Origin of the sequence: Nocardia albiluteola (genome assembly GCF_018860155.1) — a bacterium.
Taxonomy (GTDB): domain Bacteria; phylum Actinomycetota; class Actinomycetes; order Mycobacteriales; family Mycobacteriaceae; genus Nocardia; species Nocardia albiluteola.
In genome coordinates, this window is the sequence record NZ_JAHKNI010000001.1 from 1,180,831 (window position 1) to 1,197,015 (window position 16,185).

At 69.7% G+C, this 16,185-nt stretch carries 16 protein-coding genes; 6 read left to right on the top strand and 10 right to left on the bottom strand.

Going from position 1 to position 16,185, the window contains the following annotated elements; all coding sequences use genetic code 11:
• Positions 1 to 41: 41 nt before the first annotated feature.
• The 4 genes from KO481_RS05475 to KO481_RS05485 form a co-directional block, all read right to left on the bottom strand.
• The gene (locus KO481_RS05475; protein WP_215915745.1) at positions 42 to 1,265 is read right to left on the bottom strand and encodes a cytochrome P450; all 1,224 of its coding nucleotides are present in this window, start codon (positions 1,263 to 1,265) and stop codon (positions 42 to 44) included.
• 23 nt (positions 1,266 to 1,288) lie between these two features.
• Complete coding sequence (locus KO481_RS05480) at positions 1,289 to 1,474, bottom strand: ferredoxin (protein WP_215915746.1); 186 nt, start codon at positions 1,472 to 1,474, stop codon at positions 1,289 to 1,291.
• Positions 1,475 to 1,483: 9 nt separating this feature from the next.
• Entirely contained in the window at positions 1,484 to 1,618 is a 135-nt protein-coding gene (locus KO481_RS43855; RefSeq protein ID WP_281066003.1) for a hypothetical protein, read from the bottom strand.
• A gap of 152 nt (positions 1,619 to 1,770) precedes the next feature.
• Positions 1,771 to 2,409: a DUF4097 family beta strand repeat-containing protein gene (locus KO481_RS05485; RefSeq protein ID WP_215915747.1), complete on the bottom strand. Its 639-nt coding sequence runs from the start codon at positions 2,407 to 2,409 to the stop codon at positions 1,771 to 1,773.
• 314 nt (positions 2,410 to 2,723) lie between these two features.
• Here KO481_RS05485 and KO481_RS05490 point away from each other — a divergent pair, with 314 nt between their 5' ends.
• Both KO481_RS05490 and KO481_RS42760 read left to right on the top strand, forming a co-directional pair.
• Complete coding sequence (locus KO481_RS05490; protein WP_215915748.1) at positions 2,724 to 2,999, top strand: hypothetical protein; 276 nt, start codon at positions 2,724 to 2,726, stop codon at positions 2,997 to 2,999.
• A 48-nt stretch (positions 3,000 to 3,047) separates the two neighbouring features.
• Positions 3,048 to 6,311, top strand: coding sequence for an AfsR/SARP family transcriptional regulator (locus tag KO481_RS42760; RefSeq protein WP_504740208.1), 3,264 nt, complete (start codon positions 3,048 to 3,050; stop codon positions 6,309 to 6,311).
• On the opposite strand, the gene KO481_RS05500 is transcribed toward KO481_RS42760, so the two are convergent.
• The 5 genes from KO481_RS05500 to KO481_RS05520 all read right to left on the bottom strand — a co-directional run bounded on the left by KO481_RS05500 (position 6,295) and on the right by KO481_RS05520 (position 10,497).
• A complete protein-coding gene (locus KO481_RS05500; RefSeq protein WP_215915749.1) occupies positions 6,295 to 7,056 on the bottom strand; it encodes an ABC transporter permease in 762 nt (253 codons plus the stop codon). The two genes, KO481_RS42760 and KO481_RS05500, sit on opposite strands and share 17 nt — an antisense overlap.
• Positions 7,053 to 7,997: an ATP-binding cassette domain-containing protein gene (locus tag KO481_RS05505; RefSeq protein ID WP_215915750.1), complete on the bottom strand. Its 945-nt coding sequence runs from the start codon at positions 7,995 to 7,997 to the stop codon at positions 7,053 to 7,055. Before KO481_RS05505 ends, KO481_RS05500 begins: the two co-directional genes overlap by 4 nt.
• Positions 7,998 to 8,260: 263 nt before the next feature.
• Positions 8,261 to 8,845 (bottom strand): TetR/AcrR family transcriptional regulator, encoded by a 585-nt coding sequence (locus KO481_RS05510; RefSeq protein ID WP_215915751.1) that lies wholly within the window; start codon positions 8,843 to 8,845, stop codon positions 8,261 to 8,263.
• Between the two features lie 64 nt (positions 8,846 to 8,909).
• Positions 8,910 to 10,301, bottom strand: a complete 1,392-nt coding sequence (locus KO481_RS05515) for an amidase (protein ID WP_215915752.1) — start codon at positions 10,299 to 10,301, stop codon at positions 8,910 to 8,912.
• The gene (locus tag KO481_RS05520) at positions 10,288 to 10,497 is read right to left on the bottom strand and encodes a hypothetical protein (protein ID WP_215915753.1); all 210 of its coding nucleotides are present in this window, start codon (positions 10,495 to 10,497) and stop codon (positions 10,288 to 10,290) included. The genes KO481_RS05515 and KO481_RS05520 overlap by 14 nt, the downstream gene beginning before the upstream one ends.
• A gap of 140 nt (positions 10,498 to 10,637) precedes the next feature.
• Between KO481_RS05520 and KO481_RS05525 the strand changes: the two genes are divergently transcribed.
• Together KO481_RS05525 and KO481_RS05530 are read left to right on the top strand one after the other, a co-directional pair.
• Positions 10,638 to 11,894 carry an MFS transporter gene (locus tag KO481_RS05525; protein ID WP_215915754.1) on the top strand — a complete coding sequence of 419 codons (1,257 nt, stop codon included), beginning with the start codon at positions 10,638 to 10,640 and terminating at the stop codon, positions 11,892 to 11,894.
• Between the two features lie 21 nt (positions 11,895 to 11,915).
• Positions 11,916 to 12,812 carry an MBL fold metallo-hydrolase gene (locus KO481_RS05530; protein ID WP_215915755.1) on the top strand — a complete coding sequence of 299 codons (897 nt, stop codon included), beginning with the start codon at positions 11,916 to 11,918 and terminating at the stop codon, positions 12,810 to 12,812.
• A gap of 175 nt (positions 12,813 to 12,987) precedes the next feature.
• On the opposite strand, the gene KO481_RS05535 is transcribed toward KO481_RS05530, so the two are convergent.
• Positions 12,988 to 13,644, bottom strand: coding sequence for a SanA/YdcF family protein (locus KO481_RS05535; protein ID WP_308166332.1), 657 nt, complete (start codon positions 13,642 to 13,644; stop codon positions 12,988 to 12,990).
• A 447-nt stretch (positions 13,645 to 14,091) separates the two neighbouring features.
• Between KO481_RS05535 and KO481_RS05540 the strand changes: the two genes are divergently transcribed.
• Positions 14,092 to 15,231, top strand: coding sequence for a VOC family protein (locus KO481_RS05540; protein WP_215915756.1), 1,140 nt, complete (start codon positions 14,092 to 14,094; stop codon positions 15,229 to 15,231).
• 36 nt (positions 15,232 to 15,267) lie between these two features.
• Complete coding sequence (locus KO481_RS05545; RefSeq protein WP_215915757.1) at positions 15,268 to 16,185, top strand: fumarylacetoacetate hydrolase family protein; 918 nt, start codon at positions 15,268 to 15,270, stop codon at positions 16,183 to 16,185.

Genomic DNA, 16,185 nt, shown 5'->3' on the forward strand with positions numbered 1-16,185 from the left:
GGCGGGGATCCGCCGGATCCCCGCCCCGGAGTGCGTGGTTACTAGGAGGTTTCGGTCCAGGTGACCGGAAGTTCGTGTACCCCATAGATGTTCATATCGGTGCGCAGCTTCACCTCCTCCGCCGGAATGGCCAGGGCGAGAGTCGGGAAGCGGCGCAGCAGGCCCTGGAATCCGGCTCGCATCTCGATGCGGGCGAGCTGCTGGCCGAGGCACTGGTGGACGCCGTGGCCGAAGGACAGGTGGCCGCGGGCGGTGCGGCGGATGTCCAGGGCATCGGGGTTCTCGAAGCGCGCGGGGTCGTGGTTGGCCGCGAGCAGCGAGATGACGACGGTCGACCCCTTGGCGATCGTCTCGCCGCCGAGCTCGAGATCCTCCGCGGCGTAGCGGTAGAGAACATCGACCACGGACAGGTAGCGCATCAGCTCCTCGACGGCGCCGGGCATCAGATCGGGTTCGGCGCGCAGCTCGGCGGCCTGCTCGGGATACTCCAGGAGCGCAAATGTGCCCAGGCCCAACATGTTCGCGGTGGTCTCGTGCCCGGCGAGCAGCAGCAGGAACGCGATGCCGGTCAGCTCCTCGATGGACAGATCGTCCTGGCGGGCCAGATCGGACAGCAGGTCGTCGCCGGGCTCGGCGCGCTTGCTCATGACCAGCTCGGCCAGGTACGTCGTCAGCGCGCCGTAGGCGGCCATCTTCTCCTCGATCTCCTGGTCCCGGACCAGGAATTTGGCCGAGTTGGACTGGAAGGTGACCCGATCCGCGTAGGGGACGCCGAGCAGCTCGCAGATCACCAGCGAGGGCACCGGCAGCGCGAACTCCGCGACCAGGTCGACCGGCGGGGTCAGGCTCGCCAGGTGGTCCAGCTGCCGCTCGACGACCTCGACGATGTGGTCTTCCAGCTGTTTCATGCGCCGGACGGTGAAGGCGCCGGTGAGCTTGCGGCGCAACCGGGTGTGGTCCGGCGGGTCCATGGCGATGAACACACCGGGGATCTGCGGCGACGGTTCGCGGTCGGCCGGCAGGTCGGGCAGGTCCTCGAGCGTGTGGAGCACCCCGAGGTCCTGGCGGGAGCTGAAGCGGGTGTCGGCCAGGAGTTCGCGCAGCGCCCAGTAGCCGGTGACGATCCAGCCCTGGTGTCCGTCCGGGAAGACGATCGGGCTGACCGGGCGGGTCTCGCGCAGCTCGGCGACCGCGCTGGGCGGGTTGAACGGGCCCGCGTCGCGAGCGGTGGGGAGGCCGTGCGGGATCGAATCTGCTTGGCTCATCGGGGATTTCCTCACGTGACGATTCAGTTGACGATGGTGAGCGCGCCGGACGGGCACAGCCGTGCGGCCTCGCGGATGCCCTCGGGGTCGGCCGCCGTGTCCAGCAGCAGCACGCGGCCGTCCGCGTCGTCCTGGTCGAAGGCCGTGGGAGCGGTCAGTGCGCACATTCCGGCGCCGATGCAGCGCTCCCGGTCCACCCGGAGTTCCATGGGCTGCCTCTACTTCTCGGCGATCGGGCCGCGGGGCGTGGGGAAGATGGTGAGCGCGCCGTTGCGCATCGCCGCGTCGTTGCGGATCATCTTGTGCCCGTTCGCCTTCCGTGCCCTTGGTGTCGCGGTTGCGGAACTGGTCATGGGAATACCTTCGCCCGATCGGCTGACATCGACCTGATACGGGCCTGACACGTTGGATTCGCCCTGGTGGTAGCTGCTTTCCCGGGGCCCGGGTACGAGATGTTGTCGCGTACCCGGGCTCGGCGGAGTGGATCGGCCCTGCCGTCCCAGCACTAGGCGGCCACCGCGTGGCGGACGACGATGTTGCCCATCGAGGTGCGGGCGTAGACGTCGACGTTGTCGCCGTTGCCGTCCGCGACCGGTCCCAGCTGGTTCTGCACCGCGCCCTGCATCGTGTTGGAGTGCACGGTCACCGCGCTGCCGGGACGGATGCCGACCTCGAGGTCGCCCATGGAGGTCTCGAGGCGGATGTCGCCGCGGGTGGCGGCGCCGATCCGGATGTTGCCCTTGGCGGTCTTGGCGGTAACCGAGCCGAGAGGGCGGTCCAGGACGATGTCGCCCATCGAGGTCTCGACGCGGATCTCGCCGAGTTCGCCGTTGGCGTAGAGGTTTCCGCAGCCAGAGGTGCCGCTGAGCCGGGAGCCGGCGGGGACCTCGATGGTGACGTCGATGGTGGGGTTGCCGCCGAAGGCGGTGTAGGTGCGCCAGTCCTTCGGGGTCTTCACCGTCAGCACGCCGCCGGCGAAGTCGACCTGGGTCTGGGCCGCGGCCCGTACGTCGCCCTTCTTGGCGGGGTCGGCGGGCTGGACCTGCACGACGGTGTCGGTGCGGTCCGAGGCGATCACGTTCACGGTCGCGGACAGGACCTCGACGGTGACGGCGATCGGGGCGGGGGTCTGGAAGGTGGTCATTGTTTTCTCCTTGTGTGGGTGGCGAATTCGGCCGGTCGGCCGGTTCGCTGTGCTTCGTTGATGTGAATACTTTCGCCGGGGGCGCTGACAGCGGGCTGATACCGCTCTGACATGGGCGCTGACAGTGTGTTTACGCTGGTAGATGAGCATTTTCTGGGCTGGTCGAGCACCGGCTGACAGCACGTGTGGGCCGGAATGCGACGCGTCACCTCGGCAGGTTTCGCCCGTTCGAAAGCGCCGACGCCGGGGTCGGCGCGCACCGCGGCTGCAGATGGATTCCCTCGAAGCCGGGGGTGCCCAGCGATGCCGAGGCCGTGGTCACCGACCACTCGGGGATCGGTGAGCGAGGCCGCGACCGGATGGCGGGCAGCGTCGTGATGCACGTGAGCGAAGGCTGCGGCATCGTGATGTGCGCGACGGCGCCACGTATTACCGGGATCTGGGTGAATCTTCCGGACGGGCCGGCGCACTGTGGTTGCCTCGTCGATGCCGTCGATGCCGTCGATGCCGTCGATGCCGTCGATGCCGTCGATGCCGTCGATGCCGTCGATGCCGTCGATGCCGTCGATGCCGTCGATGCCGTCCGGTGACACCGGGCGGTCCGCCCGAACCAGGATTCGCACGGCAGAATGGGCCGGGTGAAGATCGCGTTGCTTGGACCGCTCGATATCCGGGCAGATGACGGTGGAGTGATCGAGGTGCCGGGCGCCCGATTGCGGGCGCTGCTTATTGCTCTCGCGCTGGAGCCCGGCCGGGCGGTCGCGAAAACGACGCTGGTCGACTGGATCTGGGGTGAGCAGCCGCCTGCTGATGCGGCGAATGCCCTGCAGGCGTTGGTTTCCCGGCTGCGCCGGGTGCTGCCGGACGGGTCGCTCGAGGTGCAGGCGGGGGGATACCGGCTGGCGGTCGAACCCCGGAACGTCGATGCCGTTCGCTTCGAACAGCTGCTGGATCAGGCGCGCGGCGGTGGTGATGCGCAGCGGGCCGAATTGCTGCGCGAGGCCGTCGAATTGTGGCGCGGCGCGCTGATGCAGGACGTCGGGATCCAGGACAGTGAGGCCGCCGAGGCGGTGATCACCCGGCTCGAGGGGTTGCGCCTCGCGGCCACCGAGGATCTGTACGAGGCGGAGATCGCGCTCGGCCGCGGGCCGGGGCTGGTCGCCGAGCTTACTGAGCTGGTTGCCCGAAACCCGTTGCGGGAGCGGCTGGTTGCCGCGCTGATGCGGGCGCTGGGCGAGGCGGGGCGCGCGGCGGAGGCGCTGACCGTCTATCAGAATGCGCGCGAGGCGCTGGCCGACGAGCTGGGCGTGGATCCCTCGCCGGAGCTGTCCGCGCTGCACGTCGCGCTGCTGCGCGGCGAGGTGGGGGCGCGCGAAGAGCAGGAACGCCGGACGAATCTGCGGGCCGAGCTGACCGCGTTCATCGGCACCTACGCCGATGTGGCGGTGGTGCGCGAGCTCATCGCGAACCATCGGCTCACCACGCTGACCGGGCCCGGCGGCTCGGGCAAGACCCGGCTGGCCGTGGAGACCGCGCACAGCATGCTCGAGGACCTGCCCGATGGCGCCTGGCTGGTGGAGCTGGCCTCGGTCGGCGCGACCGGTGACGTGGCGCAATCGGCCCTGGCGGCGCTGGGACTGCGGGACGCGCTGCTCGCCGGGCAGCAGGCCGAGCCGATGGAACGGCTCGTCGCGGCGCTGCGCGAGCGCGAAACGCTGCTGATCCTCGACAACTGCGAGCACGTGATCGATGCCGCCGCGGCGTTCGCGCACCGGCTGCTGGGGGAGTGCACGCGCCTGCGGATCCTCGCCACGAGCCGGGAACCGCTCGGCATCACCGGCGAGGCGCTGTGGCAGGTCGAGCCGCTGGCGCTGCCCGCCGAGGGCGCGAGCCCGGACGAGATCGAATCCGCGCCGGCCGTTCAGCTGCTGCGCGACCGCGCGGGAACCGTGCGCAAGGAGCTGCCCTCGGATGCCGCCACCCTGGCGACCATGGCGCGCGTCTGCCGCGCCCTGGACGGGATCCCGCTCGCGATCGAACTGGCCGCGGCCCGGCTGCGCACCATGTCCCTCGACCAGCTGGCCACCCGCCTCGACGACCGCTTCCGCCTGCTGACCGGCGGCAGCCGCACGGCGATACCGCAGCATCGGACGCTGCGCGCCGTGGTCGACTGGAGCTGGGAGCTGCTCACCGACGCCGAGCGGATGGTGCTGCGCAGGATTGCCGTGTTCTCCGGTGGAGTGAGTTTGGAAGCGGCGGAACAGGTTTGCGTACACATCGGAAGCGGGCGTGAGGGGCGCGGCGCGGGTGTTGGGCAGAGTGCGCCGGGCGGTCCGGAGGCGCTCGAGGGCGGGCGAGTCTTGGGGCGCGAGTTCGAAGCGGTTGGGGGCGGCGCACATACGGCGATCGAGCAGTGGGAGGTGCTCGAGTTGCTCACCACGCTGACCGAGAAGTCGTTGCTGCTCATCGCGGACGACAGCGGGCCACGCTATCGGATGCTCGACACGATTCGGCAGTACGCGCGGGAGCGGCTGGACGAGGCGGGGGAGGCGGAGTCGGCGCGGCGGGCGCATCTGGAGTACTTCACCGGGCTCGCGGCTACCGCGGAACCGCACCTGCGCCGCGGGGAGCAGGTGGAGTGGCTCGCGACGCTCGCGGCCGAACACGACAACATCCTCGTCGCGATGCGGGGCGCGCTCGCGGCCAGCGAGGCGGCCGGGGCGATGCGCATGGCCGCCGGCGCGGGGTGGTACTGGTGGCTGAGCGGGCACAAGTCCACCGGGCTGGAGCTGATCACCGCGGCTGCGGAGCTCGACGGCGAGGTGGACAACGACACCCGCGCCATCGTGTACGGGCTGATCGTGCATTTCGTGTCCACCGGGCGCAACGATGAATACCTGGTGCAGGACTGGATTCACAAGGCCTACCGGTTCGGCCGCGACAGCCGGGCACCGCACCCCGGGGTGCGGTTCGTCGGCGCGCTCGAGCGACTACTGCAGGGACCCGACGCGATGCTGACCGCGTTCGAACCGTTGCTCACCGATGAAGAGCCGTGGGTGCGGGCGCTGGCCAGGCTGCAGCTCGGCAAGATGCGGACCGTGGTGGGAGGCCAGCTCGGGCGCGAGGCCGACGAGTATTTCGAGTCGGCGTTGACGGAGTTCCGTGTCGTCGGTGAGCGCTGGGGGATCTCGTTCGCGCTGAGCGAGCTGGCGGACAGACGCGCCATGCGCGGCGAATTCTCCTCCGCCTGTGAGCTTTTCGACCAGGCCGTCTCCGCGGTCTCCGCGGTCGGTGCAGTCGAGGATGCGGTCCGTTTCCGGTCCCGACAGGCCCAATTGTATTGGTTGATGGGCGATCCGGAGGCCAGTGTGGCCGCCGCGGCGGACGCGCAACGAACCGCGGAGCAGACCTCCTGGTCGAGCGCACTGGCAGAGGTGGCGTTGGCGAAGGCCGAGCTGGCTCGCTGGAACGGTGACACCGAGCTTGCTCGCCGGCAGATCGACGTCGCGACAACAGCGTTGGGTCATGACGCGGAGCACGCACATTACAGAGCGGCGATACAAGATCTGCTCGGCTACCTCACGGACGATCTGGACGAGGCGTGCACCCACCGTGCCGCCGCCTTCCGCGCGGCATCCGAGATGGGATATGCGCCCGGGGCCGCGCGGGTGATCGTCGGGATCGCGGACCTGGCACTGCGATCCGAGCAGTACGAGCAGGCCGCGCGGCTGCTCGCGGCGAGTACCGCGGTGCGCGGCCTGCCCGATCTGTCCCTGCCCGACGTGGCCCGCATCGAGCAGGAAGCACGAAGTCGCCTCGGTGAAGAGGTCTTCACCGAGGCGACGAGGGCGGGTGGCGAGGCGGCCTGGCACGAGCTGGCCGCAACTACACTCGCTTGTTGAAAGTGGCCCGCGACCACAGGTATCCGACAATCGCGAACCCGGCACACCAGGCCAGCGCGGCCGCGGTGTCTCCGCCGGAGGGATGTCCGGTGAGAAATCCGCGCAGGGACTCGATGATCGGCGTGAAGGGCTGATACTGCGCGAACTGCCGGATGCCCTGCCCCATCTTGCCGGCGGGCACGATCGCGCTGCTCAGGAACGGCAGCATGATCAGCGGCACCACGCTCATGCCCGCGGACTCGGGCGTCTTGGCCGCCATGCCCAGCGCGACCGTCAGCCAGGACGCGGCGAACGAGGTCGCCGCCATCACGCCGATCGCGCCGAGCCACTCCAGCGGCGTTGCAGGCGAACGGAATCCGAGCGCGAACGCCACGGCGATGATGGCCGCGATCGCCACCACGTTGGTCATGATGGTGGCCACGACGTGACCGGTCAGCACGGCACCGCGCGAGACGTCCATCACCTTGAGGCGGTTGATGATGCCCTTGGCCATATCCGAACTCACCGACACCGCGGTGCCCGAGAGCCCATAGCTGATGGCCAGCAGGATCATTCCCGGCACCGCGTAATTGATGTAGTGCTCGCCGACATTGAACGCGTCGCCGAAGACGTACACGAAGATCAGCATCATCACGACCGGCATCAGGGCCGCGTTGAAGATCGTTACGGGGGTCCGGGTGATGTGTTTGATGTTGCGGCGCACCATGATCGACGAATCCGTCAGGGGTGCGGTCAGGGTGCTCATGCTGCTGCTGCCTCCGTGGTTGCGTGGCCGGTCAGGGAGAGGAAAACGTCGTCGAGGTCGGGAGTGTGGACGGAGACCTCTTCGGCCTCCAGGTGGGCTTCGTCGAGCCGATCCAGCAGCAGCCGAAGGGATTTCGTGCCGCCGCTACCGGGGACCCGCAGGGTCAGGGCCTCCTCGTCGGGGGTGGAGCCGGGCAGCACTCGCGCCGCCGCGGCCACCTCGCCGGCCGTGGTGAATCGCAGTTGAATGTGGCTGCCGGGCACCTGGCGCTTGAGCTCCTCGGGGGTGCCCTGGGCGACGATGCGGCCCTGGTCGAGCACCGCGATCCGGTCGGCCAGCTGATCGGCCTCCTCGAGGTACTGGGTGGTGAGGAAGATCGTGACGCCGTCGGAGGTCAACTCCCGCACGATCTCCCACATGGTGCGGCGGCTGCGCGGGTCCAGCCCGGTGGTCGGCTCGTCCAGGAAGACGATCTGCGGCCGGGTGACCAGCGTCATCGCCAGATCCAGCTTCCGGCGCATGCCGCCGGAGTAGGTCGAGGACCGCTTCGCGGCCGCCTCGGCCAGGCCGAATCGTTCGAGGAGCTCGTCGACCACGCGCGTGCGCTCGCCGCCCCGCAGGCGGTGCAGGTCCGCCATCATCTCCAGGTTCTCCCGGCCCGTCAGCAGCTCGTCGACCGCCGCGAACTGCCCGGTGACGCCGATGGCCGCGCGCACCGCCGCGGGGTCGGTGGCGATGTCGTGCCCGGCGACGTGGGCCGTGCCGCCGTCCGCCTTCAGCAGCGTGGTCAGCACGTTCACCGTCGTCGTCTTGCCCGCACCGTTGGGTCCGAGCAACGAAAAAATCGTTCCGGCACCGATATTCAGGTCGATGCCGTCGAGTACGGCCTTGTCGCCGTACGCCTTGCGCAGCCCGGAGGCCGCGATTGCCGTGTTGTTCATGGGACGTACTGTCGCCAGGCGGGCTGACACGGACCTGATGTGGAGCTGACACGTCGGATGGGGGACAACACCGCGCCCCTCGGTTGGCTGTCTCGTTATCGTGTGACCTTCACAGATCAGTGGCCGGAAATCTCGGCAAGTTGGCACCGGTTGTGGTCACGGATTCGTTTGGTGGTCAAAGGATTCCGATGACGAGGGATTCGCGGGCGGCGTCGACGACTGCTGTGCTCGGTCCGATGCGCGCGGGTCGCATGCGGCCGCCGTCACCCGGCTTGTGACCGACCTCCCCCGCGGGCGCCGAGGAGGTCGGTCACAAGCCGGCGGGCGTACGCGGCGTCGAGCCCGGCCGGGCGGAAGAGGATGCGGTACATCATGGGGGCGACGACGTGGTCCATGGCTGCTTCGACGTCGGGAGTGTTCTCCCCGCGGTCGGCCGCACGGGCGAGGATGGCGTTGATCTGTTCGGCCGCGTAGGCCGAGCACTGGCCGGCGTTGCCGCCGTCCGGGTCGCCGAGCAGGGCGTCGCGGATGTAGGCGCGGCCTGAGGCGGAGGTCATCTCGTCGAGGAACTGTTCGGCCCAGGCCGTGAGGTCGGACCGCAGGTCGCCGTGGTCCTCCGGCCCGCTGTCGGGGCGCAGCCGTTCCACCGCGACGTCCGACAGCAGCTCGGCCAGATCGCCCCAGCGACGGTAGATCGTCGACGGGGTGACGTCGGCGCGCTGGGCGACCAGCGGGACGGTCAGTGCGTCGCGCCCCGCTTCCGATAGGAGTTCACGCACGGCGGAGTGCACCGCGGCCTGGATCCGGGCGCTGCGCCCACCGGGGCGCACCATCTGCTTGCGACTCATGCCACCACTTTAAAGCACAGTTATTGCGTTTAGGAGGCGCTCACCCTAGCTTCACTAAGGCAAATTAGGCGACCGGCGCGAGCGCTCGGGCGGGCTGCGTCCGCTCGTAGGCGTGGCCGACCTGCAGCAGCGTCCGTTCGCTGAACGGCTGACCGAGCAGTTGCATGCCGATGGGCATGCCGGCCGTGTCGTGGCCGACCGGGACGGACAGGGCGGGCACCCCGGTGATGTTGGCCGGGGAGGAAAGGCGCACGTAGGCGTCGGAGACGCTCTCGACCGTGCCGTCGGGCCAGGTGACGGTCTCCTGGCCGGCCCGGACCGCGGTCATCGGGACCGTCGGGGCGACGATCACGTCGACCTCGTCCAGGACGCGAGCCCATGCGCCGCGCATCAGTGTGCGGGCGCGCTGGGCACGCAGGTAATCGCCCGCGCCCATCAGTTCGCCGGCCTCGAGGAGGATCCGGACGTCGGTCTGGTACAGCTCGGGCACGGTGCGCAGAGTGCGCGCGTGGAAGGCGGTGGCCTCCGGCACCATCAGGCCCCACTGGGTGGCCTGGATGTAGCGGGGCATCGGGATGTCGATCTCGGTGAGCCGGGTGCCCAGCGCTTCCAGCTGCGCAATGGCGCGGTGGACGGCGGCCGCCACCTCCGGGTCGACGTGGTCGAAGTAGTAGTTGCTCGGCACGCCGACGCGCACGCCCGTCAGGTCCGGGTCCCGTTCCGGCCGGTAGTCGACGGCGGGGGTGTCCAGCGAGGCGGGGTCGCGCGGGTCGTGCCCGGCGAGGGTGGCCAGGACCAGGGCCGCGTCCTCGACGGTGCGGGTGATCGGGCCGACATGATCGAGCGACCAGGACAGCGAGGTGACGCCGTGGCGGGGCACCAGCCCGTAGGTCGGCTTGAGGCCGACCACGCCGTTCAGTGCGGCGGGCACCCGGATCGAGCCGCCGGTGTCGGTGCCGAGGGCGAAGGTCGCCGCCCCGGTGGCCACCGCGACGGCGGACCCGCCGCTGGAGCCCCCGGCGACCCGGCCGCCGTCCCAGGCGTTGCCGGTCTGCGGGGTGGTCAGGCCGTAGGCGAACTCGTGGGTGTGGGTCTTGCCGACCAGGACGGCGCCGGCGGCCCGCAGCCGGGCGGTGACCGTGCTGTCAGCGGTCGCACGGTGGTCGGCCCGGACCCTGGAGCTGGCCGTGGTGGGTATTCCAGCGACGTCGATCAGGTCCTTGAGACCGGCCGGGATGCCGTGCAGCGGCCCTCGGCGCCCCCCTCTGGCGATCTCGTGCTCGGCCTCGCGTGCCGTGCCGCGGGCCTGCTCCGCGGTGACCGTGACGTAGGCCTCGACGTGCGGCTCCACCCGGTCGATGCGTTCGAGGACGGAGTCGACCAGCTCGACGGGGGACAGCCGTCGTTCCCGGATCTCGGTCGCGGCGGCAGCGAGGGTCAGCTCATGCGGCTGCATCGGGCTTCTCCTCTCCCGCGCGGTAGGCGCTGCTGGGCGGGGTGTCCCCGAAGTCCAGCTCGCGCAGGACCGCGACGACGGAGTGGATGTGGTTGGCGGTGGCCGCGACCACGGCGTGGCGGTCGTCGGGCAGCGGAAGCCCGGCCCTGGCCGCCCAGCGGGCGGCCTCGGGCGGCGTGAGTTCGGTGGAGGACACGGATCCCTCTTCTGATCGGGGTTGGAGCGACGAAGCACCCCTACCAAAGGCTAATGATTTGCTTTAGTGCGATCGTAAGTTCTATCGTCACTTAAAGCAAATGCATAGCTTTTATGGAAAGGGGTTCTATGTCCGGCGTCATGTCCGGGACATCCGCGCACTGCGTCCTCCGGGCCGATCGTGAGCGCGGGAAGAACCGCGCGGCGTCCTTCGCCCTCGACACGTCGATCCTGGCTGCTCTCCTGGCCGCATCCAGTGCCCCGACCCCGCTGTACCCCCTCTACCAGGACCGATGGGGCCTGTCCGCGCTCGCCGTCACGGTGGTCTTCAGCGCGTACGCACTGGCGCTGCTGTCGGCCCTGCTCACCACCGGAGCGCTCTCGGACCATCTGGGGCGGCGTCCCGTCCTGGCGGGCGCACTGGTCGCGGAGGCCGCCGCCATGGTGCTCCTGGCCTCGGCGGACGGCGCGGGCTCCCTGACGGCGGCCCGCCTGCTGCAGGGACTGGCCACCGGCGCGGCCACGAGCGCCGCGGGCGCGGCCCTGCTCGACCTGGAAAATCCCCGGCGCCCGGGGCGGTCGGCCCTGACGAACACCATCGCCCCGGTCGCCGGCATGGCCACGGGCGTCCTCGCCGCCACCCTCGTCATCCACTTCGCCCCGGCGCCCACCGTCACCGTCTACGCACTGCTGGCGGCGCTGTTCGCGGCCCAGGCGATCGCGGTCGCCTTCACCGCGGAGACGGCCCACCGCCGCCCGGGCGCGCTGCGATCGCTGCGCCCGCACCTCGGCGTCCCGCCCGCGGTGCGCCGCACCCTGCTGACCACCGGTACCGCGGTCGTCGCCATCTGGGCACTGGGAGGTTTCTATTCTTCGCTCGGTCCGGCCCTCGTACGGCTGGTGGCCCCTGACGCCCCGCAGGCGGCCCGGGGCATGGTCTTCTTCACCCTCAGCGCCACCGCCGCACTCACCGTGTGGGCGCTGCGCCGCGCGGAGCCCCTGGCCACCGCGATCGGCGGGTGCCTGGCCGTCCTGCCGGCCGCGGCCCTGACCCTGAGCGGACTGCACGGCGCCGGACTGCCCGCGGTCTACAGCGGCGCGGCCCTGGCCGGCGCGGCCTTCGGCGCCGTGTCGCAGGGGACGCTGCGCCTGCTCCTCGCCTCGCTCGACGAGCGGGACCGCGCCGCGACGCTGGCCGCCTACTACGTGCTCAGCTACCTCTCCATGAGCCTGCCCGCCATCGCCGCGGGTGTCGCCACCCGGCACTACGGGCTCGGGGCTACCTCCCACGCCTATACCCTCATTGCCGCCCTCCTCGCCGTGGCCGCCCTCGCGGCGCTCGCCGTGTCACCGCGCCGCGCGGCCGTGACTCACCCCGCAACCGAACACCTCCACTGAAGAGCAAAGGAACGACAGATCATGCAGACTCCCGCCGTCGCCATCCCCTCCTGGACCGTGGGCGACGTCACCGTCCACCGCATCGACGAGGTCCTGCTGCCGCCCGCGACCGGGCCGTGGTTGCTGCCCGACGCGACCCCCGAGGTGGTGGCCGGCCAGGACTGGCTGCGCCCCGACTTCGCCGGCCACGACGGCATCCTCCATCTCGACAGCCACAGCTTCGCGTTCGTCGTGGACGGGCTGCGCGTGCTCGTCGACACCGGCATCGGCAACGGCAAGGAGCGGGCCAACCCGGCCTGGCACGACCTGCGCACCGACTACCTGGAGCGACTCACCGCGGCCGGCTTCCCGCCGGAATCCGTCGACCTGGTGGTCCTCACCCACCTGCACGCCGACCACGTCGGCTGGAACACCAGGAAGGTGGACGGCGAGTGGGTACCCACCTTCCCCGCCGCCCGCTACCTCACCGCCCGCGCCGAACGGGAGTTCTGGGCCGGGTACGACATGGAGGAATCGCGCCGCCAGATGTTCCGCGACTCGGTGATCCCGGTCGAGCAGGCCGGCCTGCTCGACCGGGTCGACGTCCCGTCCGAGGGCGTGCAGATCGTCCCCGGACTGCGCCTGCTCCCGACTCCCGGTCACACCCCCGGCCATGTCGCCGTCGAACTGACCAGCCGGGGCGAAACGGCACTGATCACCGGCGACTGCGTCCACCACCCGATCCAGCTCGCCCACCCCGCCATCGGCGCCTGCGTCGACATCGACCCCCAGCGGTCCGAGGCCACCCGTCGCGCGCTGCTCGCCTCCCTCGCCGGCACGGACACCCTCCTGCTGGGCACCCACTTCGCCCCGCCCACCGCCGGCCGGGTCGTTGCCCACGGGGACGCCTACCGGCTGCAGCCCGTCCCCGCGTCCTGACCGGCGAGCCATCCCGTTCGGCGAGTACGAGCCGCAATGCCTCGGCAGCCCGGACGCCCGCGGCCCACCCGCCGTAGCTCACAATGCCGGCGTCGAACGCTCGCTCACTACCGCGACCGCCCGACTGCCAGATAGCGCTGAAGATTCAACGCCGATCAGCTCTGAAGATCACACGTTATCGCGACGGGCGGTGTGCTTCCCCGGCTGGTCGACGGGGTGCGGCCAGCAGGGCGGCAACCGCTTTCGGTGCGGCCAGCCATTCGCGAATGTTGTTGCGCACCAGGGTTGTTCGCTTGCAGTCGCAATAGGCGTCGACGCCGTCGGCGTCGATACCCGCCCCGCGGCACAGGGCGATCGCGCGCGCGGCGTGCCGGGGCTGGGTGACGATGATCGCGCGGTCGATGCCGAACAGGTCGCGCGCTCGTTCGCACGTCGCACGGGTCGACAGGCCGAGGCCATCCTCTCGTATCAGGGTGGGGTCGACGCCGTGATCCAGCAGGTATGTTCGCATGCAGGCGATTTCGTCGCCGGAGGTGCCCGCCGCATCGCCGGAGATCAGGATCTCGTCGGCCTTCCCGGCTGCCAGCAGTTCGATCGCGATATCCAGCCGCCCGCGCAGGTACGTCATCGGCTGCCCGTCCGGGCCGACCTTCGCGCCCGGCACGATCACGACCGGGACCCGGGGCACCGTCGCCACCGTGAAGCGATGGCCGGACGACAACATCCGCAGCCGGATGTTCGCCCCGGACACCACCACAGCCACGATCGAGTTCGCGCAGAGCGCGTATGCCCACATCCGGTTCATCCCGGCCCGCTGTCGTCGTTCCGCCACCACCGCCGACACTCTTCCAGACGGCGGGCCGCGGCGGATTTCGGCCGAGGTCCGGTTTCGGCATGTTTCGCCGATCTTTCCTGCTGAGTGCGGCAAAGTCGTTGCCGGGCCGGTGGTGGTTAGTCCGGCCGGCCCAGCCAGGAGACGAACAGCCCGTCGGGGTCCCATCGGGTGCGCGGTGATGTTCCTCGGCCTGATTGCGGCGTTGGTCCTGATCTGAATGGGCGGGTACACCGGCGAAGGAAGGGAGCCGACCGCCGCGCGGCTGCGTGAGGGGGATCGGGCGAACAGCGCATCGGTGTGCGGGGTGGCGGCGTAGCGTGGATTACTGCTCGGACCACCATTCGGCCACCGATCGAATTGCTGAGGGGTAGTTTCCGCAGAGCAACCTTGTTTTGAGTCAACTCCGCGTAGCAACCGTGTTCGAGTCGACGAGGAGCATCACCAATGGGCGAACATGTCGCCGGTGCTCACAAAGACCTGCACAGCGATGAGGGTGCACACAAGGGTGAGCATCCCGGACGCTCGCGCAACCCGATCATCAAGGTGCAGGACGTGGCTTGGTTGGAGTTCGAGAAGCCCGACTTGTCCGCCGCCGAGGCCTTCGCCCACGCGTTCGGCTTCACCACCGCGTTGCGCACCGATGATGAGCTGCAGTTGCGGGGCAGCGACGCGGGCCCTGCGTGTCTGGTGATCCGCCGTGGCCCGAGCGCGCGGTTTGTCGGTCCGACGTTCGCCGCGGCCGACAAATCCGACGTACGGCGCTTGGCTGAGGCGACGGGGGTCGGGATGGTTGCGATGCCCGAAACCCTCGGCGGTGTGGCGGTCGATCTGGTCGACCCGAGCGGGTTGCCAGTGCGGGTGGCCGCTGGCATGCATCAGCTTCCGGCGCTGCCCGCCCAGGAGCCCCACGTGTTCAACTTCGGCCACGAACTGGTCCGGGTCAACGTCGCCCAGCGCCCGCCGCGGGTCCCCACCCGGATACAACGACTCGGGCACGTCGTGTGGCAGACCACCAAGTACCGCGAATCGCTGAACTGGTTTCTCGACCACTTGGGGTTGATCGTGAGCGACTTTCATTTCTTCCCCGGCCAGCGCGAGCGCGGACCGATCATGAGCTTCAACCGCTGCGACCGCGGGACAACCCCGGCCGATCACCACACCCTGGCGTTGGCGCTGGGCCCTGCCAACCGCTACGTGCATTCCGCCTATCAGGTATGTGACCTCGACGCATTGGCTGCCGGCGGACAATACCTGGCTGAGCATGGGTATCGCCGCTCATGGGGGATCGGCCGCCACGTTCAGGGCAGTCAGATCTTCGACTATTGGCGCGACCCGGAGGGTTTCCTGGTCGAGCACTTCACCGACGGCGACATGTTCGACTGCACGCTCGAACCCGGCTGGGGGCCGCTCACCGCCTCCGGGCTGTATCAATGGGGACCCAAGATCAGCAAAGACTTCCTCGGCATCAACCCGGGCCGCGAAACTGCGCGCGAAGTTGCCATGATGCTGGACGCGCTGCGTCAGAAGGACAACGAATTCGACCTGGCCGCGCTGCGCGGACTATTCGCCATGGCCAATTCCTGACCGGCACCACCGGACCGAGAGAAAGGTGGACCCGTTATGACTGTCTCGATCCTGCGCACCGCCGACGCGTGGTGGGTGCACACCGCGTCCGGGGCCGCCCGCATCGCCACCGACGCCGCCACCACCCGCGAGCTACTGGCCGACCGCGTGGCTATCGACGACGCCGCGCGCAGCTCCTACACCGTGCCGGTCAGCCGCCTCAAGCCGCTGTCACCGGTGACCGTGCCGTGCCGGGTGGTGGCCCAGGCCGTCAACTACGCCTCCCATGTCCGAGACGTCGGCCGCGACCCCGCCAAGACGCAGCTGACCTTTTTTCGCAAGGCAGGCGGTTCGATCACCGGACCGTTCGGTGACATCGTCAAACCCCCGCACGTCCAGCTGCTGGACTACGAGGTGGAGATCGGGCTGGTCATCGGCCGCGAGCTCCCGGTGGGCACCGAGGTCACCGAAGCGAACCTGGCCGAGTTCGTGTGCGGACTGGTGGTGACCAACGATGTGTCGGCGCGCGATGTGCAACAGGCCAAAGGGCAGTACTACGAAGCGAAGTCCTACCCGACGTTCACTCCGGTCGGGCCGGCGCTGGTGCTGCTCGACGCGAGTGAACTCGAGCGCTTCGGTGAGCTGAGGGTGAAGCTGTCGGTCAACGACGAGGAACGCCAGAACAGTGTGGTCAAGGGCGACATGATTTTCCTCCCCCTCGAAGCCCTGCAGGCGATTTCCCGTTTCCAGTGCCTCGAGGCCGGCGACCTGGTGCTCACCGGCACGCCGGTGGGCACCGCGGTCCGCAAGCCCGAAGGTGTGCCTGCCGGCCCGCCTACGCTGGAGGGATTCCTAGCCAGCCAGGCCCACAATCGGTTGTATCTGCACGACGGCGACGTGGTGGAGGCGACCGTGGCCACCGACGACGGCACCATCGACCTCGGCACTCAACGCAACGTGGTCAGGTACGCGTGA

Coding starts and splice junctions, on each gene's coding strand:
- KO481_RS05475 (WP_215915745.1), bottom strand. CDS start 1,265: ATGAGCCAAGCAGATTCGATCCCGCACGGCCTCCCCACCGCTCGCGAC.
- KO481_RS05480 (WP_215915746.1), bottom strand. CDS start 1,474: ATGGAACTCCGGGTGGACCGGGAGCGCTGCATCGGCGCCGGAATGTGC.
- KO481_RS43855 (WP_281066003.1), bottom strand. CDS start 1,618: ATGACCAGTTCCGCAACCGCGACACCAAGGGCACGGAAGGCGAACGGG.
- KO481_RS05485 (WP_215915747.1), bottom strand. CDS start 2,409: ATGACCACCTTCCAGACCCCCGCCCCGATCGCCGTCACCGTCGAGGTC.
- KO481_RS05500 (WP_215915749.1), bottom strand. CDS start 7,056: ATGAGCACCCTGACCGCACCCCTGACGGATTCGTCGATCATGGTGCGC.
- KO481_RS05505 (WP_215915750.1), bottom strand. CDS start 7,997: ATGAACAACACGGCAATCGCGGCCTCCGGGCTGCGCAAGGCGTACGGC.
- KO481_RS05510 (WP_215915751.1), bottom strand. CDS start 8,845: ATGAGTCGCAAGCAGATGGTGCGCCCCGGTGGGCGCAGCGCCCGGATC.
- KO481_RS05515 (WP_215915752.1), bottom strand. CDS start 10,301: ATGCAGCCGCATGAGCTGACCCTCGCTGCCGCCGCGACCGAGATCCGG.
- KO481_RS05525 (WP_215915754.1), top strand. CDS start 10,638: ATGTCCGGGACATCCGCGCACTGCGTCCTCCGGGCCGATCGTGAGCGC.
- KO481_RS05530 (WP_215915755.1), top strand. CDS start 11,916: ATGCAGACTCCCGCCGTCGCCATCCCCTCCTGGACCGTGGGCGACGTC.
- KO481_RS05540 (WP_215915756.1), top strand. CDS start 14,092: ATGGGCGAACATGTCGCCGGTGCTCACAAAGACCTGCACAGCGATGAG.
- KO481_RS05545 (WP_215915757.1), top strand. CDS start 15,268: ATGACTGTCTCGATCCTGCGCACCGCCGACGCGTGGTGGGTGCACACC.